Source organism: Pseudomonas sp. MS15a(2019) (genome assembly GCF_013277805.1).
Taxonomy (GTDB): Bacteria; Pseudomonadota; Gammaproteobacteria; order Pseudomonadales; family Pseudomonadaceae; genus Chryseomonas; species Chryseomonas benzopyrenica.
In genome coordinates this window covers 741,220-761,149 of the sequence record NZ_VBTN01000003.1, presented here as the reverse complement: position 1 = coordinate 761,149, position 19,930 = coordinate 741,220, and the positions used below count along the sequence as shown (strand labels likewise).

Below are 19,930 nucleotides of genomic sequence, written 5' to 3'. Positions count from 1 at the left end.
TCTGCCAGTCGTCATTTATCTGTCGAAAGGCTCAGGCCGCGAAGTAGAAGACGGCAAACAGCGCCTTGGGGTCGGTCCACACCCGTACCTGTTTGAAACCGGCGTCTTCGGCCAGCGCGCGAAAACTCTCCAGGCTGTACTTGTAGGAATTCTCGGTATGCAGGCGTTCGCCTTCATGGAAGGTGAATCGGCGGCCTTCGAGACGTACGGTCTGGTCGCGGGTGCTGACCAGGTGCATCTCGATGCGCGCCTGTTCTTCGTTGAAGAAGGCCAGGTGCTGGAAGCGCTGCGGATCCAGATCGGTATCCAGCTCGCGGCGGATGCGTTCGAGCAGGTTGAGATTGAAGGCGGCGGTCACCCCGGCGGCATCGTTGTAGGCCGCATCCAGCCGCGCCCGATCCTTGATCAGGTCGACCCCGATCAGCAGGCCACCGGTCGCTGGCAGCATCCGGTGCAGATTGCGCAGGAAGACGCTCGCCTCCTCGGGCGTGAAATTGCCTATGCTCGAACCTGGAAAGAAGGCGATGGGCCGCAAGCCATCGAGACTGTCGGGCAGGGTCATGGGTCGGCTGAAGTCGGCGCAGGCAGCGCTGACGTCCAGCCAGGGGTAGTCGGCTGCCAGGCGCTGGGTGCTGCTGAGCAGGAATTCCCGGGAGATGTCGATGCCCAGGTAGCCGGCCGGATGCATCGCCTCCAGCAGCAGACGCACCTTGCGACTGGCGCCGCTGCCCAGTTCGACCAGGGCGGCATCACGGCCGGCCAGGCGGGCGATCTCGGCTGCAGCCTTGGCGAGGATGGCTTCTTCGGTGCAGGTGGGGTAGTACTCGGGCTGGCGGGTGATGGCCTCGAACAACTCGGAGCCGCGCTGATCGTAGAAGTACTTGGGCGACAGCGCCTTGGGGGTCTGGGCAAAGCCCTGGAGCACGTCGTCCCGCAGCGAGCTGTCGGCGACGGTCACCGGTTGCTGATCGAAGAAGCGCACCGCTAGAGCCATGGGTCAGACCTCTCTGGCCAGGCGCAGACCGGAGAACTGCCAGCGCATGGTGGGATAGAAGAAGTTGCGATAGGTGGCGCGCACATGGTCCTGGGGCGTGGCACAACAGCCACCGCGCAGGACCATCTGCCCGGACATGAACTTGCCGTTGTACTCGCCCAGACTGCCCGGCAGCGGCTTGAAACCGGGGTAGGGACGGAAGGCGCTGCCGGTCCATTCCCAGACATCGCCGAACAGCTGGCGCATGCCCTGACCTTCGCCGGCGACCGGTTGCAGGTGATCCTGCCCGACGAAGTTGCCCTGGATCGGCTGGCGCGCCGCCACGGTTTCCCATTCCGCCTCGGTGGGCAGCCGGGCGCCGGCCCAACTGGCGTAGGCATCGGCTTCATAGAAGCTCAGGTGACAGACCGGTGCCGCCGGATCCACCGGGGTCAGGCCGCCCAGGGTGAAGTGATGCCAGACGCCATCGAGCTTCTGCCAGTACAGCGGCGCCTGCCAGCCGAGGCTGCGGATGGCGGCGGCGCCGTCGGACAGCCAGAGATCGCTGCGGCCGTAGCCGTTGTCCTCGATGAAGGCCAGGTACTCGCCATTGGTGACCAGGCGGTCGGCCAGCTGGAAGTCGTCGACGAATTGCCGATGGACCGGGGTCTCGCAGTCGAAGGCGAAGCCTTCGCCACCATGGCCGACGTGACGGACGCCGCCTGGATGGCTTTCCCAGCCCAGGGGCGCCACCGGAGCTGCGGCGCCCTTGACCAGGTCGGCGCGATAGACCGGATGCAACGGGTTCTGCGCCAGGATGTGCTTGATGTCCATGAGCAGCAATTCCTGGTGCTGCTGCTCGTGGTGCAGGCCCAGCTCCAGGCGTCGGGCGATCTCGGCGGCGTGCTCGGCGGGCGGCGCGCTGAGCAGCTCGGCCATGGCTGCATCCACCGCCGCCCGGAAACGATAGACGTCGTCCACGCCGGGCCGTGACAGGTGCCCGCGGGCCGCCCGCGGAAAGGGCTTGCCGTGGGTCTCGTAATAGGAGTTGAACAGGTAGTCGTAGGCCGGATCGGGCGTCTGGTAACCCTTGAGGAAGGGCTTGAGGATGAACGCCTCGAAGAACCAGGTGACGTGGGCCAGGTGCCATTTCGGCGGACTGACGTCGGCCATGCTCTGGATCACGTAATCCTCGACGGTGAGCGGGGCGCAGAGCGCCTCGCTGGCCCGGCGCACGCGCTGGTAGCGGTCGAGCAGGGTGGTGGCGGTGTCACTCGCTGCGGGCAGCGCGCGGGCGAGAGGATTCATGGCGTTCTCCCTGGTCGGCCTTTGGTTGTCAGGAAACCGACCGGGCGCCAGGGGTTTAGTTCGCCCGCTCAGGACGGGCGGTCTCGCTTGCCGCTCTCTACCACCAGGTTTCCAGCTGCACGCCGAAGTTGTTGCCGTGGCGGGCATCGCCGAAGGCGCCGCTGTCGGACAGCGCCGTGCCGGCCACCGCAGCGTCCTGGGCGCCGTGGTTCCAGCTGGCGTAGGTCCAGTAGAGGCGGATCTCCGGGCGGTCCATCAGCCCCATGCCGCCCAGCGCCAGCGTCGGCGCCACGGTGACCTTGTTCAGCTTGCGGGTGGCCCCGCTGTCGGGGTGGATCTGGTCGTGGCCGAATTCCACCTGCAGCTTGAACAGCCGGGTGAAGGCGTAACTGGGCCGCACCCCGAAGGAATACCAGGTCTGGCCACCATCGCCCGGCGCCCGGTCGCGCTGGTAGAGCGCCAGCAACTGGCCGCCGAAGCGCGGGGTGAGCTGCCAGCGCGGCGATTCGAGCACGCGCAGGCTTTCGTAATCCTGGTCGGCGGTCAGGCTGCCGGTGGCGCCTAGTCCGGTGCCCGGGCCGCGACCGTACTGCACGGTGAAGACATTGACCCCGCCGAAGAACTGCGCCTGCTTGTGCTCGGCGGTAGCCGACCAGCCGCTGTGGGCGTTCTGCACCTGGCCGGCGCGCTGGATATAGGACAGCCCCAGTTCGATCTCGCCGCCGGGATTGGTCTTGATGCCGCCGAGGTTGAGGTCATGGCGGTTGGCCTTGTCCGGCTGGTCGATGTTGTCCTCGCGACTGAAGGCATAGCTCAGCCGCATACCGCTGTCGCCCAGGCCATAGTCCTCCACGCCGAAGCCGGTACCGCTCGGATTCCAGTAGTAGAAGTCGTTGATATGGATGTCGTGACGCTTGTAGTAGCGGCGGCCGGCCCAGAGACCGCCACCATTGAGTGCCGGCAGGCTGAGGCTGGTCCAGATCTGCGGCAGGCGCACGTTGCCATTGTCGCCGCTGAAGGTCGGCGTCTGGTCGTAGACGTTGTAGAGGCTGGCCATGCCGTGCACCTTGAGTTCGGTGCCGTCGACGCCCTTGTACAGCGTCTGGTGCAATTCGAGTTCCCAGTAGGTCTCGCATTCGTTACCCAGGCGGTACTTGGCCGGTGCGCCGGGCAGTTGGAAGCAGCTCTGCTTGCCACCTTCCGCAGAGCCGCCGACACCTACCCGGCCGTAGCCACTGAATTCCAGTGCCGCGGCGCTCTGCGGCAGACCGGCCAGCAAGGCAAGGCAGGACGCGGTACCGACCTGGCGGAGAACTCTACTCATCCCAAAAATCCCTGTGTGGTTGGCGGACGCCGATCGGACCTGGCATCAGGTCCACAAGTTGCGTGAAAACCCAAGCCATTCAAGGGCTTGGGTCGGTTCCACCGCCACGGTGAAGGGGGGCGCAAGCGGCGGCCTAAAGAGAATGGTTGACGACCATGCCCTCCGCTGGCGACGCTGGGTTTTTTAGCCAAGGAAAGTATTACAAGATGAAACCGACGCTGCTGATGGCCCCGCAATTGCCCCAGGGTCTGGTAACCCAGCTAGAAGCTCATTACCGGGTACTCGGGCCCTTTTCGCCGAACGATCCTACGGCGCTGCCCGTCGGTGCCGAGGAGGCGGTTGCGCTGCTGACCATTGGTGGCCTGCCGACCCGTGCCGCCCTGCTGGACGCTCTGCCGGCGCTGCGCCTGGTGGCGTGCTACGGCACCGGCTACGAAGGCGTGGAGCTGGCCGCCTGTCGCGAGCGCGGCATCGCGGTGACCACCGCCGGCGATGCCAATGCCACCGCCGTGGCGGAATTCACCTTTGGCCTGATCCTGGCCAGCGCGCGTTGCCTGTTGCAGGGCGATGCCTTCGTCCGCAGCGGCCGCTGGCAGGGCAACGCCGTCGAGCGCATGCCCCAGGTGCCGGGCCTGGCCGGGCGGCGACTGGGCATCTATGGCCTGGGCGAGATCGGTCGGCGCATCGCCCGGCGTGGCGAGGCTTTCGACATGGAGATCGGCTACTTCAATCGCTCGCCCCGTGCGGAACTGGACTACCTCTACCACGGCAGCCTATTGGAGCTGGCGCGCTGGAGCGATGTCCTGGTGGTGGCGGTGCGCGCCAGCGCCGAGACCGTGGGCGCGGTGGATACCGGGGTCTTGGTCGCACTCGGCGCCGACGGCCACCTGGTCAATATCTCTCGTGGCAGCGTGGTCGACGAAGAGGCCCTGGCCGACGCTCTGGAGCAGGGGGTAATCGCCGGCGCGGCGCTGGATGTCTTCGCCCGCGAACCCGAGGTGCCCGAGCGCCTGCGTCAGCAGCCCAACCTGGTGCTTAGCCCCCATGTCGCGGCCAACGCCGCCTCGGCCCAACAGGCGCAGCAACAGGTGATGCTGGCCAACCTCGAAGCCATGTTGCAGGGAGGCGAATTGCGCAATCGCATCGCGTGAGCCGCCGGTCGGCTTGGGTTGTGGCCCCCGGTGGCCACTCCCATATTGAGCGCATGACCTCGAACTCGCCTGCCGCCGTCCTGGCGGACTTTCACGACGCGCCGCGCAGCTGGTTCACGACGCGCTTTCCCGCCCCGACCGAGGCGCAACGGCAGGCCTGGCCGGCCATTCGCGCCGGCGCCTCGGTACTGGTGGCGGCCCCTACCGGTTCGGGCAAGACCCTGACCGCCTTCTTTGCCGTGCTGGATGGCCTGGTGCAGGAGGCATTGCAGGAGGGTGGCCTGCCCGAGGCCTGCCTCTGGCTCTATGTGTCGCCGCTCAAGGCCCTGTCCAACGACATCCGCCTCAATCTCGAAGACCCCCTGGCTGGCATCAGCGCGGCGCTGGAGGCGCAAAACCTACCGCCCCTGGCGTTACGCACGGCGGTGCGCACCGGAGACACGCCACAAAAGGAGCGGGCGGCCATGCGCCGGCGGCCACCGCATCTGTTGGTCACCACCCCAGAATCCCTTTATGTGCTGCTCGGTTCGGACTCCGGGCGACGAATGCTGGCCAGCGTGCGTGGCGTCATCGTCGACGAGATCCATGCCATCGCCGATGGCAAGCGCGGCAGTCACCTGACTCTGAGTCTGGCGCGACTGGAGGCCCTCACCGGGCGTCCGCTGCAACGCATCGGCCTATCCGCCACCCAGAAACCGCTGGCCGCGGTGGCTGCCTTTCTGGTCGGCCGCGATGCGCAGGGGCAAGCCCGGCCCTGTACGGTGATCGACATCGGCCACCAGCGTGCTCGCGATCTGGCCCTGGAGGTGCCGCCCATTCCCCTGGAGGCGATGCTCTCCACCCAGGCCTGGGAGCTGGTCTACGACCGCCTGGCCGAACTGGCCGAGGCACACCGTACCACCCTGGTGTTCGTCAACACCCGTCGGCTGGCCGAGCGCATGGCGCGCCAGCTCTCGGATCGCCTCGGCAACGCCCAGGTCGCCGCCCACCACGGGAGCCTGGCCAAGGAACAGCGGCTGGACGCCGAGCAACGCCTCAAGCGCGGCGAATTGCGCCTGCTGCTGGCGACCGCCTCCCTGGAACTGGGCATCGACATCGGCGATGTCGATCTGGTCTGTCAGATCGGCTCGCCGGGCTCCATCGCCGCCTTTCTGCAACGGGTCGGGCGCGCCAACCACCAGGTCGGTGGCCTGCCCAAGGGCCGGCTGTTTCCCACCTCGCGGGACGACCTGGTGGAGTGCGTGGCGCTGCTCGACTGCGTGCGCCGTGGTGAGCTGGATACCCTGCACATCCCCGTGGCGCCGCTGGATGTCCTGGCGCAGCAGCTGGTGGCCGAGGTGGCCTGCCAGGAGTGGTCCGAAGCCGGCCTGCTGGCCGTGCTGCGCCAGGCCGAGCCCTATGCCGGGCTGAGCGAAGCCGACTACCGAGCCGTGGTGGAGATGCTTAGCCAGGGCTATACGGATCGCCGCGGTCCGCGGGCGGCCTACGTCCATCGGGATGCGGTCAATGGGCTCCTGCGCGGCCGCCGGGGCGGCAAGGCGACTGCGGTGATGAGCGGCGGCACCATCCCGGAGAGCGGCGACTTCAGTGTGCTGCTCGAACCCCAGGGCCATACCGTGGGCAGCGTCAATGAGGATTTCGCCTTCGAAAGCCTGGTGGGCGACGTCTTCCAGCTGGGCAACACCGCCTACCGCATCGTCAAGATCGAAGGCAGCAAGGTGCGGGTGGAGGATGCCAAGGGGCAGCCGCCCAACATCCCTTTCTGGCACGGCGAGGCCCCGGGGCGCAGCGATGAATTGTCTGCAGGCCTGGCGCGGCTGCGGGCGGAGCTCGAATCGCTGCTACCCGGTGCCGAAGAGCCGCCGGAACCGGCCATCGTCCGCATCGGCGCGGCCTATGCGCTGGAGGAGGGCGCGGCCCGCCAATTGGTGGACTATCTGGGTCGTGCCCGGCAGGCGCTGGGCGCCTTGCCGACCCAACAGACCCTGGTGATGGAGCGCTTCTTCGACCAGGCCGGCGGGATGCAGCTGATCATCCATGCGCCCTTCGGCAGCCGCATCAACCGCGCCTGGGGCCTGGCCCTGCGCAAGAGATTCTGCCGCAACTTCAATGTGGAGCTGCAGGCGGCGGCCACGGAGAATGCCCTGATCCTCTCGCTGGCGACGAGCCACAGCTTCGTCCTCGACGAGGTCTGGCGCTACCTGCATCCGGCCACCGCCGAGACCGTGCTGATCCAGGCCCTGCTCGATGCGCCACTGTTCGCTGTGCGCTGGCGCTGGAATGCCACCACGGCCCTGGCCCTGCCGCGCTTCAGCGCCGGGCGCAAGGTGGCGACCCAGGTGCAGCGCATGCGCAGCGAAGATCTCCTGGCCACGGTCTTTCCCGACCAGGTCGCCTGCCTGGAGAATCTCGCCGGCGAGCGCCAGGTACCTGATCACCCGCTGGTCCGCCAGACCCTCGACGACTGCCTCCACGAGTCCCTCGACAGCCGTGGCTGGCTGGCGCTGCTGGCGCGCATCGCCTCTGGCCAGCTGACCCTGCTCACCCGCGACCTGCCCGGGCCGTCGCCACTGGCCGCCGAGGTGCTCACGGCCAAGCCCTATGCCTATCTGGATGATGCCCCGGTCGAGGAGCGGCGGACGCTCGCGGTGCAGAATCGCCGCTTCGGCGGCGCCGAGCCCGACGAGTTGGGCGCCCTGGATCCCGCCGCGATCGCCCTGGTGCGCGAAGAAGCCTGGCCACGGCTGGAAAGTGCCGACGACCTGCATGAAGCCCTGTTGGGCGTCGGCTTTCTCACCGAGGCTGAGTTGGCACCACACCAGACCCAGGCCCGCCAGCTGGTCAAAGCCGGCCGAGCCGGGCGGCTGCGGCTGCCGGAGCTCACCCTGTGGATCGCGGCCGAGCGCCTGCCGCTCTTTCAGGTGCTGTTTCCCGATACCCCCACGGAGCCGCTGCTCAGTCCTCCGCCCGGATTCAAGGCGCCGGTGGATCCTGAGGGGGCGCTGGTGGAACTCCTGCGCGCGCGCCTGACCGCCCTCGGTCCGGTGGACCAGGATCTGCTGGCCGCCAGCCTCGGGCTCCCGCCGGCGCGTCTCACGCCGGCCCTGCTGGCCCTGCAGGGCGAAGGCTATGTGCTGCAGGGGCGCTTCACCGAGGCAGGCAGCGCCGTGGAGTGGTGCGAGCGCCATCTCCTGGCGCGGATCCATCGCTATACCCTGGGGCGACTGCGCAAGGCCATCGAGCCGGTGCCCCTGGCCGACTACCTGAGATTCTTGTTGGAGCACCACCATCTGACCGGTCCGGCGACCCTGAGAGGTAACGAGGGCCTTGAGCAGGTCATCGGCCTGCTGGAGGGCTTCGAGGTCGCCGCCGCCGGCTGGGAAGGGGAGGTCCTGCCCAGTCGACTGCCGGATTACCAGTTTACCCACCTCGATGATCTCTGCCGCGCTGGTCGGGTCGTCTGGCTGCGCCTGCCGCAACCCGGACGCGGTGGCGGCGGCCCGGTCAAGGGGTCACCCATCGTCCTGCTGCCCCGGCGCCACCTGGCCGATTGGAACAGCCTCACCGCGCCCCCGCTGGCCGAGGCCCTGTCGCCCAAGGGGCAGCGGGTGCTGGAGGTGCTCACGCGTCGCGGTGCCTCCTTCTTCGATGAGCTGCTCGGCGAGGCGCGCCTGTTGCGCAGCGAGCTGGAAACGGCACTGGGTGAGCTGGTTGGTGTGGGTGCGATCAACGCCGACAGCTTCGCCGGTCTGCGCGCCCTGTTGCTACCAGCAGCCAAGCGCGGCAGCCGCACCGGGCTGCGCCGCGGGCGAATGCCTCTCTATGGCGGCATGGACGACGCCGGGCGCTGGGCGGCCTTGCGACTGGCCGAGGTCCCTACTGAGGAGCGGTTGCCGGATGCCCTGCTGGAGCGGCTGGTCGGGCTGTTGCTGCGCCGCTATGGCGTGCTCTGCTGGCAACTGCTGCAGCGTGAGAGCGAGGTGTTGCCCCCCTGGCGCGATCTCTTGCGCGCCTGCCATCGTCTGGAGGCTCGTGGCGAGATCCGGGGCGGTCGCTTCATCGCCGGCCTGTCCGGCGAGCAGTTCGCCGATCCGGTCGCCATCGCACCCTTGCGGGAATGGCGCCAGCGGCCGCCGGAGGATCTGTGGGTATGCGTGTCGACGCTGGATCCGCTCAATCTGGTCGGCACCTTGCTGCCGGGCGCCAAGGTGCCTGCCGTGGCCGGCAATCGCCTGCTCTATCGCGATGGCGTACCCATCGCCACCCGGATAGGGGCGAAGATCAATTGGCTGGTCGAGCTGGAGGCCGGGGAACAGGTGCGGGCGCGGCAGGCCCTGCAGCAACTGGGGCGGGAACGTCCCCAGGTGGGGCTTGGGCGCAGTCTATTGCGGCAGTAGCGGACAGCTGTGGTGTTTAGAAGAAGGGGTGAGAGGCCTTGAGCATCAGGGCGCTGTCGCAATAGGTGTTGTGGCCCGAATACACCGAGCAGTCGGCGCCTCTCAGGCTGGTGCCGCTGTAGGTCAGGTTGAATAGGGTGTTCACCCATTTGCGACTCAGATTCACCGACCAGTCATTGAAGCTGCGTACCATGCCGCCGCTGTCGAGGGTGGTGGGCATGTCCAGCACATAGTTGGTGTACTTGAGCGAGACCCCGGTCTTGATCAGCGGCAGGGTACCCAGGTCGGCGTAGAGCGAGGCGTTCTGGCGTCCGGGGTCATTGGCAAAGGCCGCGCCCAGGCGCTTGCCATAGACGGTCATGCCGGAATACAGCTCGCGGCTGGGATCGACGTTCTGGATCAGGTTGCTGTAGTTGATCACACCCAGTTCGTAGCCGTAGCCGGGCGCGAAGCGATGCTTGTAGCCCGCATAGGTATCCATCTCCAGCAGGGGCGCTTCTGCGGACGAGGCGTTGTTGGTCGTCCACTGGCCGAAGTACAGACCGCTGTCATGGGTGAGATCGAAGCCGCCGCCCATGCCGGCGGAGTTCGGCGCGACCAGGCCCTGAGCCATGCTGCGGGACGGCGCCGTGCTCATCTTCAGAGCGAAATCCCCCACCTCGCGCTGCATGCCCCAGCTGGCCGCCATCACCGGGCTGCCCAGGAGTCCGAGGACGAGAAATAAAGGTAAGGATCTGTTCATGGAAGCACTCCTGCCGTGCTGGTGACGCGCCTGATAGAAGTAATGGAGATAACAACAAGCAGGGAAAACATCGGAGTGCGGACACCCTGATGACATCGTTGTTATTGGATGAGGAACCGCGGCTAACCCGTTATCACTCTGGGATGATAACCAACGAAGGCAGCGTTTTTTCACCATTCGTCAGGTTTCGAGAGGTGGATTGAACTCGCCACGCAGATCAAGACAGACAGATTTGTTATGGGTTCCAATAACAATCGGCATCTCGCCAATCAGTGACGTTTGCTAGCTGAAATCTCTGGCAGGCAGCCTAGAGACATACTTTCTGACAAAGCTCAGCCCTGTTGCGACGAACAACCGCAGCCCTGTGGATTGAATCGGTCGGTGAAGACTCAATATTGTGGAGGAGGGCAGCACGCCCTGCCCGCTGTAGCTGTCCCTGACTGAGCGCTGGCTCGAGGAGTTTCCATGAACGACCGTATACAAGCTCTGATGCTGGACCTGCTCGCCCGACTCGGCCTGGTGAAGGCCATCCCGATTCCCAGCCGCGAGCGCGAGCAGTTGGCTGCCCAACGGCGTCGCGCTCAGCTGCGTCGCTAAGCGACCTCGGCAGCGGCGGGTGCGAACCTGGGTGGCTGGCGCCGCCTGGTTCGCACGGGGTCCCCAGGCAGGGACCCGAGGCCTACTTGAGATTGCCGCTGAGGAACTGGCGCAGACGTTCGCTCCGCGGACTCGCCAGTACTTCGCTTGGCGGCCCTTCTTCTTCCACCACCCCCTGGTGCAGGAACAGCACCTGGGAAGACACCTCGCGGGCAAAGGCCATCTCGTGGGTCACCATGAGCATGGTGCGGCCTTCTTCCGCTAGGGCGCGGATGACCTTGAGCACCTCGCCAACCAATTCCGGGTCGAGCGCCGAGGTGGGTTCATCGAACAACATGATCTCCGGTTCCATCGCCAGGGCGCGGGCGATGGCGACCCGCTGCTGCTGACCTCCGGAGAGGAAGGCTGGATATTGGTCAGCCACGCGTGCCGGTAGACCGACCTTCTCCAGATAGGTGCGTGCACGGTCCTCGGCTTCCGCCTTGCCCACACCCAGGGCCTTGCGCGGCGCCAGGGTGATGTTGTCCAGCACGCTCAGGTGACTCCAGAGATTGAAATGCTGGAACACCATGGCCAGGCGCGTGCGCAGATTCTGCAACTGGGCGGCATCGGCCACCCGGACGGCGCCGCGATCCTCGGCCATGCGGATGGGCTCGCCGTCCAGGGTCATGGTCACGGCGTTGGGCTGCTCGAGGAAGTTGATGCAGCGCAGGAAGGTGCTCTTGCCCGAGCCACTGGCGCCGATCAGGCTGACCACATCGCCGGTTTTGGCCTTGAGCGAGACGCCCTTGAGCACTTCGTGGTCGCCGTAACGCTTGTGCAGGCCTTCGACGGTCAGTTTGTACATGGATAGGGATTCCACAGCTGAAAAGGGGTAGGGGTCACGGCGAGAGCAGGTAGCCGCTGCGATAGGCCTCGGTGCCCGCCACGTGGGCGATCACCATGCCAGCCGTGGCCATGCGGCGATTGGAGCGCGCATAGAGGATGCCAGCGACGGCGCTGCGGACCTCCTCCACGCGATCACTGATGGGGTCGATGACCTGCGCCAGCACCTGACCGACCTCGATGTGCTCGCCTACCTGGGCCTTGAGTACCAGCACGCCCCCCTGGGCGCTCGCCACAGGCTCGACCGCCGCCAGGGGCGTGGCCGGTTGCAGCAGGGGCGGCAGCGGTGCGGCGACGCCGCTCAGGAAGCCCTGATGACGCAGGTAGTTGACGATGGCCTCGGCGTCCGCCGCGGCGAGTTCGTCGCGCACGTCCAGCTGGCCGCGCAGTTCCAGGGTCACCGACAGGCTGCCCAGCGGCAGCCGCTCGCCGAAGCGCTGGTGGAGATTCCACCAGAGCAGGGTGAAGCATTCGTCGAAGGACTGGCCGCCCGAGTCGGTGGCGAGCAGGCTGGCCTCGGAACCGAAGTAACGGGCCAGCGGCTCCACCTGGGGCCAGGCTTCCGGCGTGGTGTAGAGGTGGGCGACGGCGTCGAAATCGCAATGCAGGTCGAGCACCACCTCGGCGTCGCAGGCCAGGCGCTGCAGGGTCAGGCGCTGGCTGTCGAGCTGGGTGCTGGCGGTTTCGGCGGCCAGGGCCGTGCGGAAGGCCTCGCGTACCAGGGCCTGGTTGGCGGCCACGTCGTCACCTAGGCGCTCGGCGATGGCGGCTTCGACCTGGGCGGTCATGTCGCGGAAGCGGCGGTTGAAGTTCTGGCCCGTTTCCAGTTCGTAGCGACCCAGGTGCACGTCGGCGACCTGCTGGTCCTGGCCGATGGGGTTGGCCACCGGCACCAGCACCACCTCCGCCAGCAGCTCATCGGCGGCTTCCAGCGCCCGGAGACGCTGCTTGAGGTGCCAGGCGGTGAGCATGCCGGGCAATTCGTCGGCATGCAGCGAGGCCTGAATATAGACCTTGCGGCCACTCTCGGCGGGGCCGAAGTGGAAGCTGTGGATGCAGCGCTCGGTGCCCGGGACCGGGGCGACCAGCGGATGGGTGAGATGGCGCATGACAACTCCGGGGCCGCGCCAGGCGCGGCCGCTTGGGTCAGTGGGTCGGGCCGAGGAAGGCCAGCCAGCGGCGCTCCGCCAGGCGGAACAGGCCGATCAGGATGAAGGACACCGCCAGGTACAGCAACGCGGCCAGGCCGAAGGCCTGGAAGGTCAGGAAGGTGGCGGTGTTGGCATCGCGGGCGATCTTGAGCAGGTCCGGCACCGTGGCGGTAAAGGCCAGGGTGGTGGAGTGCAGCATCATGATGACTTCGTTGCTGTAGAAGGGCAGCGAGCGGCGCAGCGCCGAAGGCAGGATCACGTGCACGTACAGCCGCCAGCCGTCCAGGCCATAGGCCTTGGCCGCCTCGACTTCGCCATGGGGCGTGTTGCGGATGGCCCCCGCGAAGATCTCCGTGGTGTAGGCGCAGGTGTTCAGGGCGAAGGCCAGGATGGTGCAGTTCAGGCCGTCACGGAAGAAGCTGCCCAGCATGGGCTGGTCACGCACGAAGCCCAGGCTGTAGATGCCGGTGTAGCAGATCAGCAGCTGCAGATAGAGCGGGGTGCCACGAAAGACGTAGGTGTAGAAGCCGATCGGCCAGCGCAGCCAGCGGCGCTCCGAGACCCGGGCCACCGACAGGGGCACCGAAACGACGAAGCCGATCACCACCGAGGCCACCAGCAGCCAGAGGGTCATGGCCAGGCCGGTGATGTGGTAGCCATCGGTCCACAGCAGAGGCTTCCAGTATTGCTGGAGGAGTTCGATCATCGCTTGGCCTCCCGCACGCCGACGTGATAGCGCCGTTCCAGGGTCCCGAGGATGGCGTTGGTCACGGCGGTGATGAGCAGATAGATGACGCCGGCGACGATCAGGAAGTAGAACAGCTTGAAGGTGCCCTTGCCGGCTTCCTGGGAGGCGCGGACCAGATCGGCCAGGCCGATGATGGAAACCAGCGCGGTGGCCTTGAGCAACACCTGCCAGTTGTTGCCGATACCGGGCAGGGCGAATCTCATCATCTGCGGAAAGGTGATCAGGGTGAAGGTCTGCCAGCGGGTCAGGCCATAGGCCACGGCAGCCTCGCCCTGACCGCGCGGCACGGCGAGGATGGCGCCGCGAAAGGTCTCGGTGAAGTAGGCGCCGTAGATGAAACCGAGGGTGGCGATACCGGCCGCCATGGGATCGATGTCAATGTAATCCCAACCCATGTAGTCGGTGAGGGCGCCCAGCCAGTTCTGCAGGCTGTAGAAGATCAGCAGCATCAGCACCAGATCGGGCACGCCACGGATCAGGGTGGTGTAGCTCTGGGCAATGAAGCGCAGGGGCGCGAGGCGCGACAGCTTGGCCGAGGCGCCGAGCAGGCCGAGGATGACCGCCACCACCAGCGCGAAGCCGGCGAGCTTGAGGGTCGTCAGGGTGCCTTCCAGGATCAGCGGGCCGTAGCCATGCAGGCTGAGCGTGCCCAGTCCGATGGACTGCAAGAAGGAGTCGAAGGAATTCTGCTGCATGCGTCTTGGGAGAATCGCCTGGTGAGGCCGCGAGCACGGTGAGCGCCAACGGTCATACGTAAAACGCCCCCGGTGGCACCGGGGGCGTCTGCCGAACCGAACTTACTTGGGATCGTAGAGGTTCAGGTCGCCGAAGTACTTCTTCTGGATCTTGTCGTAGGTGCCGTCGGCGTGGATGGCCGCGATGCCCTTGTTGACGAAGGTCTTGAACTCGTCATTGCCCTTGCGGATACCGACGGCGGTATCGGCCGGCAGCAGCTCGTCGTGGATGGCGGTGTTGACGTAGCCCTTGCCCTGGGGCGACTTCATGAAGCCACCCTCGGCCTGCAGCATGTCCTGCATGGCGACGTCGATACGGCCGGACACCAGGTCGGCATAGACCTGATCCTGGTTCTGGTAGCTCTGCACGTTGACGCCATTGGGCGCCAGCTTCTGCTTGGCGAAGGTTTCCTGGATGGTACCCTGCTGCACGCCGACGGTCTTGCCCTTCAGGCTTTCCGGAGTGGCCTGCAGGTTGGAGCCTTCCTTGACGACCATGGAGGAGGGACCCGACCACAGCAGGTCGGAGAAGTCGATCTGTTCGGCACGAGCCGGGGTCTTGGTCAGCGAGGACAGGATGCCGTCGAACTTGCGCGCCCGCAGGCCGGGGATCAGGCCGTCGAAGTCACTCACCACCCACTTGCACTTCACTTCCAGCTTTTCGCAGATGGCGTTGCCCAGTTCGATGTCGAAGCCGACGAAGCTGCCATCGGCGGCCTGGGATTCGAAAGGCGGGTAGGTGGTGTCCACACCGAAGCGGATCTCTTTCCATTCCTTGGCCATCGCCGAACCGGCGGCCAGACACAGGGCGAGCGCAGAGAGAGTCAGCCAGCTTTTTTTCATGTCGGATCCTAGTGCGAATGTGGATGAAATCATGGCGCCAGTACGACGCCCGTGCCCTCGCGGGAGCAATAAGCTTACCAGTCGGCGAAGATCGTCCCAAATCTGTACGCGGTTGCCGCGTTGGTTACATCCTGTCGCAGCCGACCCAGCCGAGCGGCGCGCATTATGCACCGGAAAGGCGCGGCTTTCCTGCCCAGGGCGGACGAACGCACCGCTTTGGGTCTAAAAAGATACGCCTGCGCCAAAGGTGGGCAGAAAGGTAGCAGAAGAGCCGATTCGATGAGCGGTCGTATCGGTTCGGTAGCAATCATCCGCCGTGGCTGGGTGTAAAGGAAACGGGAGCGAAAACAATGGCTGTTCGGGGCAAGGCTGTACAGCTGGCCAGGGTTCATCAGGCGAGCGTTGATCAGGCGGCAGCGGTGGCCCAGGGTTTCCAGGCGTTTGTCAGCGCTCAGCACCCGCAGTTGGCCGATGAGTCGGCCGACGTCCCGCTACAGCTGGTCATCATCGAGGATTCCCGAGTCATTGCCGGCCTCTTGGGGCGAGTGTTCTGGCAGGGTCTGGAGATCGAGGTGCTCTGGGTGGATGAGGGGCATCGCCAGCGTGGCTTGGGTCGGCAACTCCTGCAGCAGGCGGAAGCCAAGGCACGCACCCAGGGTGCTCAGGTCGCGTATCTGCGCACTGCCCAGGCGGCAGCCTTCTATGAGCGGTGTGGCTACCAACACTGTGGCTATCTGCCGCGACCGCTGGGAGCGGGGTTGCACAGCTACCACAAGGCCCTGGGCTAGCCGGTGGCGCGAGGCCTGGGCAGGCTATTGGCGCTGATCGCCCTGGCCGCGCTCTATGGGGCGCTGCATGACCAGCTCAGCTACCGCATAGGTCCGGACTACTTCCACTGCCTGAAATTTCCGCAGTTCGGTTTGCTCGACACCGATGTGACGACGCGCTGGCGAGCGGCGGGGGTCGGCCTGCAGGCCGGTGCGGTGGCAGGCCTGCCGCTGGGCCTGGCGCTGCTCTGGCTGGCGCGCGGGCGTGCTGCCATGGAGCGCTATCTCTGGCACGGCAGCGCGGCCGTCCTGTTCGGAGCCTTGAGCTTCGCCTTTCTGGGCCTGGGCCTGGGCTGGCTCGCCCTGGAGCTGGGCAACGTGCAGCGGGTTCCCGCCTGCGTGCAGGACAGCCGTGGCTTCCTGCTGGCGGCCTGGATGCACGATGGCAGCTACCTGGGCGCCTTGTTGGGGTTGCTGGTGTTCGCCTGGCGCGACTGGCGGCGTCGCTGAAGGCGGGCGAGTCCTCGTTCGACGCCCGCTTCCAGCGCCAGGAACAGCAGGGCGACCGCACCGCCCAGCAGGGTGCTGCCGATCCGTTCCCAGGCGATGCTCGCCTCGGGGGCGCCGGCCAGGGCGACCATCAGCACCGTGGTGCCGGTGATGAACAGCGTCTGCAGCGAGTAGCGCCCGTCCTGCAGCAGATAGGCGCCCGCCGCGCACAGCAGGCAGGCACCGGCCAGGACGGCGGGCGTATCGTCGAACCAGACCACCGTGCCCGCCAGCAGGCAGCCTGCCAGGGTGCCGCCCAGCCGACCCAGCCCACGCCGCCAGGTGTCGCCCAGTCGCGGCTTGAGCACTAGCAGGGCGGTCATTGGCGCCCAGTAGCCATGGCCATAGTCGAGCAGGCCGGTCAGGGTCTGGCAGAGGGCGACCACGGCGGCCGCATAGAAGCCGTAGCGGCCGAGCCGTAACCTGTCGGCGAACAGGGCTACCACTTCCCAGAGATGGGCCTTCAGGGAGCCGGTGCGCAGCCGCCACTGGGAGCGGTAGAGGGCCTTTTGCACCAGGGCGAAAAGCAGCAGTTGCAGCAGCCCACCGCCGAGCAGCAGGCCGCCCCGCAGCAAGGCTTGCTGCAGATCACCGGGAAAGCCACCAGCGACCAGCAGGGCCACCGTCCACTGCTGGGTGATCCACCAGGGGCCGTTGCCGACGGCGAACAGCCAGGCGCAGCAGGCGGCCCAGAGGGCGCCGGCCATGACCAGCGCCGGCAGCTGATGGCCCAGCAGGGAGCCAACCACGGTAGAAAAGGCCATCCCCAGCGCCGCCACCAGCATGGGCGCCAGGGGTTCTGCGGCAAAGCTCTTGTAGGCGCCGAAGCCGACGGTATAGGCGCCACCCAGGGCTACCACGCAAGGCAGCCAAGCCCCCGTCCACCAGCCGGCAAGCAGGATCGCCGCCAAGGCCGGCAGGCAGGCGAGCGCCAAGGCCCAGCGGGGTTCCTGCGGCGCGCCTATGGCACCATCGGCTACCGGTGGCGGTGCCTGGCCGGTCATCCGCTAGGCCAGCAGCTGCTGCAGGATGTCGAGGGTATCGGCTTCGGCCACCGGCTTGTCGTGGCGCCAGCGCAGCATCCGCGGAAAGCGCACGGCGACGCCGCTCTTGTGGCGCTTGGACAGGGCGATGCCCTCGAAACCCAGCTCGAACACCAGGGTCGGCTCGACACTGCGTACCGGGCCGAACTTCTCCACCGTGGTGCGGCGGACGATGGCATCCACCTTGCGCATCTCCTCGTCGGTAAGCCCCGAATAGGCCTTGGCGAAGGGCACCAGGGTACGTTCGCTGCTCTCCGGCGGACCGTCCCAGACAGCGAAGGTGTAGTCGGAATAGAGACTGGCACGCCGCCCATGGCCGCGCTGGGCATAGATGAGCACCGCATCCACCGAGAAGGGATCGACCTTCCATTTCCACCAGGTGCCCATGTCCTTGGTACGACCGACGCCATAGAGCGAGTCCTGGGCCTTGAGCATCATGCCTTCGACCCCCAGGGTGCGGGAGGCCTCGCGCTGACGGGCGAGATCCTGCCAGTCTTTGCCGTGCAGCAGCGGCGAGGGGCGCAGCAGCGGACTGGCGCAGCGCGCCACCACCCGTTCCAGCTCGGCGCGGCGCTGACGTTGCGACTGGCTGCGCAGGTCGTGGCCCTGCCATTCGAGCAGGTCGTAGGCGAGCAGGATGACCGGTACGTCTTCGAGGATCTTCTTGCCCAGGGTCTTGCGGCCGATGCGTTGCTGCAGCAGGGCGAAGGGCTGCACGCCGAAGGGGATGGGCGCGGCCGGATCCTGGTCATCCTGGTGCTCGCTGACCTCCTCGCTGCTGAGCAGGGTGTCGGGGGCGGCGTCTTCCTTCCAGACCACGATCTCGCCGTCGATGACGGTACCGTCGGGCAGCGATTCCGCGAGGGGATGCAGTTCGGGAAAGCGATCGGTGACCAGGTCTTCGCCTCGCGACCAGATCCACAGCCGACCGTCACGCTTGACCAACTGGGCGCGGATGCCGTCCCACTTCCATTCCACCTGCCAGTCTTCGGCCGGGCCCAGTTGCGCCTCGAACTGCTCCACCGGCAGTTGCAGGGCGTGGGCGAGAAAGAACGGATAGGGTTGACCACCCCGCTGGGCATGCTCATCCGGGCTTTCCGGAGCGACCAGTCGGGCATAGCCCTCGGCGGTGGGGCGATGGGAGAGATCGGTATAGCCCACCAGGCGCTGGGCGACGCGCTTGGGATCCAGGTCCGCCAGGGTGGCCAGGGCGCGGGTCACCAGTAGCTTGGAGACACCGACACGGAATTCGCCGGTGATCAGCTTGATGCAGACCATCAGACTCTGGCGATCCAGCTCGCCCCAGAGCGGCGGCAGGCGCTCGGCCAGCTCTTCCGGCGGCAGCCCGCGCAGGGGGAGCAGGTATTCCTCCAGCCAGAAGGCCAAGCCTTCGGCATTGGCGGCATCGGCGGTGGGGATAAGCAGTGCCATGGTCTCGGCCAGGTCGCCGACCGCCTGGTAGCTCTCCTCGAACAGCCATTCGTGCAGGCCGGAGAGCGCCATGGTCAGCTCGCGCAGCTGGCGCGTTGGCACCAGGCGCCGGGGGCGGCCGCCGGCGAGGAAGTACACCGCCCAGGCGGCATCCGCGGCCGGGGCGCTGCCGAAGTAGTCCACCAGGGCGGCCAGCTTGGCGTTGCTGGAGGTGGTGGCGTCGAGACGGCCATAGAGTTCGGCGAAGGCCTTCATGCCTGGGCCTCCGTGGCGACTGGGGTGTCGTCTTCCTCACCGTATTCGGTGGTGAAGCCCTGGGCGTCCAGGCCCTGGTCGCGCAGGTAGCGCACCAGGGTGGCGACCGAGCCATGGGTGACCATCACGCGCTCGGCGCCGGTCTGCTCGATGGCCCACAGCAGGCCCGGCCAGTCGGCATGGTCGGAGAGCACGAAGCCGCGATCCACCCCGCGCCGGCGGCGGGTGCCGCGCAGCATCATCCAGCCGCTGGCGAAGGCGTCGCTGTGCTCGCCGAAGCGGCGGATCCAGGTACTGCCCCCGGCCGAGGGCGGGGCGATGATCAGCGCCTGGCGCAACGTGGGATCGCTCTTCTTGAAGTCGCCGGCGTAGTGGGTCTCGGGAATGCGGATGCCGGCCTCGCGATAGACCCGGTTGAGCGGCTCCACCGCGCCATGGGCGAGGATGGGGCCGATCTCCGGATCCAGGCCGTGCAGCAGGCGTTGCGCCTTGCCGAAGGCATAGCTGTAGAGGACGCTGGCCAGCCCCTGGGCCTGGTTGGCGCGCCACCATTGGTTGACCTCGGCAAAGATCTCGGCCTGGGGTCGCCAGCGATAGATCGGCAGGCCAAAGGTGGATTCGGTGATGAAGGTATGGCAGCGCACCGGCTCGAAGGGGGTGCAGGTGCCATCGGGTTCGACCTTGTAGTCGCCCGAGGCCACCCAGACCTCCCCGCGATACTCCAGGCGCACCTGCGCCGAGCCCAGCACATGGCCGGCCGGATGGAAGCTCAGCCTGACCCCGTGGTGGTCGATGACCTCGCCGTATTCCAGGGTCTGGAGGTTGATGTCGGCCCCCAGTCGGGCGCGCAGGATGCCGGCACTGCCCGATGTGGCGAGATAGTGACCGTTGCCTACCCGGGCATGGTCGCCGTGGCCATGGGTGATGACCGAGCGCTCCACCGGATGCCAGGGATCGATGTAGAAGTCGCCGGGCGGGCAATAGAGGCCGTCCGGGCGGGCGATGACGAGGTCCATGGGCGCCGCTCTGCTG

Annotated in this window: 17 protein-coding genes; 5 read left to right on the top strand and 12 right to left on the bottom strand. The window is 66.8% G+C overall.

Annotated features, from left to right (window positions below; genetic code table 11):
• Window positions 1–31 precede the first annotated feature (31 nt).
• From egtD to FEZ61_RS07015, 3 genes are all read right to left on the bottom strand, one after another.
• On the bottom strand, window positions 32–994 hold the full coding sequence (gene egtD, locus FEZ61_RS07025) for an L-histidine N(alpha)-methyltransferase (protein WP_173147962.1): 963 nt from the start codon (window positions 992–994) through the stop codon (window positions 32–34).
• A gap of 3 nt (window positions 995–997) precedes the next feature.
• Window positions 998–2,281 carry an ergothioneine biosynthesis protein EgtB gene (gene egtB / locus FEZ61_RS07020; RefSeq protein WP_173147960.1) on the bottom strand — a complete coding sequence of 428 codons (1,284 nt, stop codon included), beginning with the start codon at window positions 2,279–2,281 and terminating at the stop codon, window positions 998–1,000.
• A 97-nt stretch (window positions 2,282–2,378) separates the two neighbouring features.
• Window positions 2,379–3,605: a carbohydrate porin gene (locus FEZ61_RS07015; protein WP_017642283.1), complete on the bottom strand. Its 1,227-nt coding sequence runs from the start codon at window positions 3,603–3,605 to the stop codon at window positions 2,379–2,381.
• 206 nt (window positions 3,606–3,811) lie between these two features.
• Here FEZ61_RS07015 and FEZ61_RS07010 point away from each other — a divergent pair, with 206 nt between their 5' ends.
• Together FEZ61_RS07010 and FEZ61_RS07005 are read left to right on the top strand one after the other, a co-directional pair.
• Window positions 3,812–4,756, top strand: coding sequence for an NAD(P)-dependent oxidoreductase (locus FEZ61_RS07010; RefSeq protein WP_173147958.1), 945 nt, complete (start codon window positions 3,812–3,814; stop codon window positions 4,754–4,756).
• A 53-nt stretch (window positions 4,757–4,809) separates the two neighbouring features.
• On the top strand, window positions 4,810–9,153 hold the full coding sequence (locus FEZ61_RS07005; RefSeq protein ID WP_173147955.1) for a DEAD/DEAH box helicase: 4,344 nt from the start codon (window positions 4,810–4,812) through the stop codon (window positions 9,151–9,153).
• Window positions 9,154–9,169: 16 nt separating this feature from the next.
• On the opposite strand, the gene FEZ61_RS07000 is transcribed toward FEZ61_RS07005, so the two are convergent.
• Entirely contained in the window at window positions 9,170–9,895 is a 726-nt protein-coding gene (locus tag FEZ61_RS07000; protein WP_026083989.1) for a TorF family putative porin, read from the bottom strand.
• 465 nt (window positions 9,896–10,360) lie between these two features.
• Here FEZ61_RS07000 and FEZ61_RS24585 point away from each other — a divergent pair, with 465 nt between their 5' ends.
• Window positions 10,361–10,492, top strand: a complete 132-nt coding sequence (locus FEZ61_RS24585) for a hypothetical protein (RefSeq protein ID WP_272917172.1) — start codon at window positions 10,361–10,363, stop codon at window positions 10,490–10,492.
• An 82-nt stretch (window positions 10,493–10,574) separates the two neighbouring features.
• Here FEZ61_RS24585 and FEZ61_RS06995 read toward each other — a convergent pair whose 3' ends face one another.
• The 5 genes from FEZ61_RS06995 to FEZ61_RS06975 all read right to left on the bottom strand — a co-directional run bounded on the left by FEZ61_RS06995 (window position 10,575) and on the right by FEZ61_RS06975 (window position 14,853).
• The gene (locus FEZ61_RS06995) at window positions 10,575–11,339 is read right to left on the bottom strand and encodes an ATP-binding cassette domain-containing protein (protein WP_160924480.1); all 765 of its coding nucleotides are present in this window, start codon (window positions 11,337–11,339) and stop codon (window positions 10,575–10,577) included.
• Window positions 11,340–11,373: 34 nt separating this feature from the next.
• Window positions 11,374–12,486: a succinylglutamate desuccinylase/aspartoacylase family protein gene (locus FEZ61_RS06990; RefSeq protein WP_160924479.1), complete on the bottom strand. Its 1,113-nt coding sequence runs from the start codon at window positions 12,484–12,486 to the stop codon at window positions 11,374–11,376.
• A 37-nt stretch (window positions 12,487–12,523) separates the two neighbouring features.
• Window positions 12,524–13,234: an ABC transporter permease gene (locus FEZ61_RS06985; protein WP_064308978.1), complete on the bottom strand. Its 711-nt coding sequence runs from the start codon at window positions 13,232–13,234 to the stop codon at window positions 12,524–12,526.
• Window positions 13,231–13,971 carry a histidine ABC transporter permease HisQ gene (gene hisQ, locus FEZ61_RS06980; RefSeq protein ID WP_173147954.1) on the bottom strand — a complete coding sequence of 247 codons (741 nt, stop codon included), beginning with the start codon at window positions 13,969–13,971 and terminating at the stop codon, window positions 13,231–13,233. Before hisQ ends, FEZ61_RS06985 begins: the two co-directional genes overlap by 4 nt.
• A 102-nt stretch (window positions 13,972–14,073) precedes the next feature.
• Window positions 14,074–14,853 carry an ABC transporter substrate-binding protein gene (locus tag FEZ61_RS06975; RefSeq protein WP_064308980.1) on the bottom strand — a complete coding sequence of 260 codons (780 nt, stop codon included), beginning with the start codon at window positions 14,851–14,853 and terminating at the stop codon, window positions 14,074–14,076.
• A gap of 350 nt (window positions 14,854–15,203) precedes the next feature.
• Between FEZ61_RS06975 and FEZ61_RS06970 the strand changes: the two genes are divergently transcribed.
• Both FEZ61_RS06970 and FEZ61_RS06965 read left to right on the top strand, forming a co-directional pair.
• On the top strand, window positions 15,204–15,641 hold the full coding sequence (locus tag FEZ61_RS06970; RefSeq protein ID WP_173147952.1) for a GNAT family N-acetyltransferase: 438 nt from the start codon (window positions 15,204–15,206) through the stop codon (window positions 15,639–15,641).
• 3 nt (window positions 15,642–15,644) lie between these two features.
• On the top strand, window positions 15,645–16,130 hold the full coding sequence (locus FEZ61_RS06965; protein WP_173147949.1) for a hypothetical protein: 486 nt from the start codon (window positions 15,645–15,647) through the stop codon (window positions 16,128–16,130).
• On the opposite strand, the gene FEZ61_RS06960 is transcribed toward FEZ61_RS06965, so the two are convergent.
• From FEZ61_RS06960 to FEZ61_RS06950, 3 genes are read right to left on the bottom strand one after another with little or no spacing between them, the layout of a single operon-like run.
• The gene (locus tag FEZ61_RS06960; protein ID WP_173147947.1) at window positions 16,070–17,173 is read right to left on the bottom strand and encodes an FUSC family protein; all 1,104 of its coding nucleotides are present in this window, start codon (window positions 17,171–17,173) and stop codon (window positions 16,070–16,072) included. The genes FEZ61_RS06965 and FEZ61_RS06960 overlap by 61 nt on opposite strands.
• 3 nt (window positions 17,174–17,176) lie before the next feature.
• The gene (locus FEZ61_RS06955; protein WP_173147945.1) at window positions 17,177–18,898 is read right to left on the bottom strand and encodes an ATP-dependent DNA ligase; all 1,722 of its coding nucleotides are present in this window, start codon (window positions 18,896–18,898) and stop codon (window positions 17,177–17,179) included.
• Window positions 18,895–19,914, bottom strand: coding sequence for a ligase-associated DNA damage response exonuclease (locus FEZ61_RS06950; RefSeq protein ID WP_017642294.1), 1,020 nt, complete (start codon window positions 19,912–19,914; stop codon window positions 18,895–18,897). The genes FEZ61_RS06955 and FEZ61_RS06950 overlap by 4 nt, the downstream gene beginning before the upstream one ends.
• Window positions 19,915–19,930 lie beyond the last annotated feature (16 nt).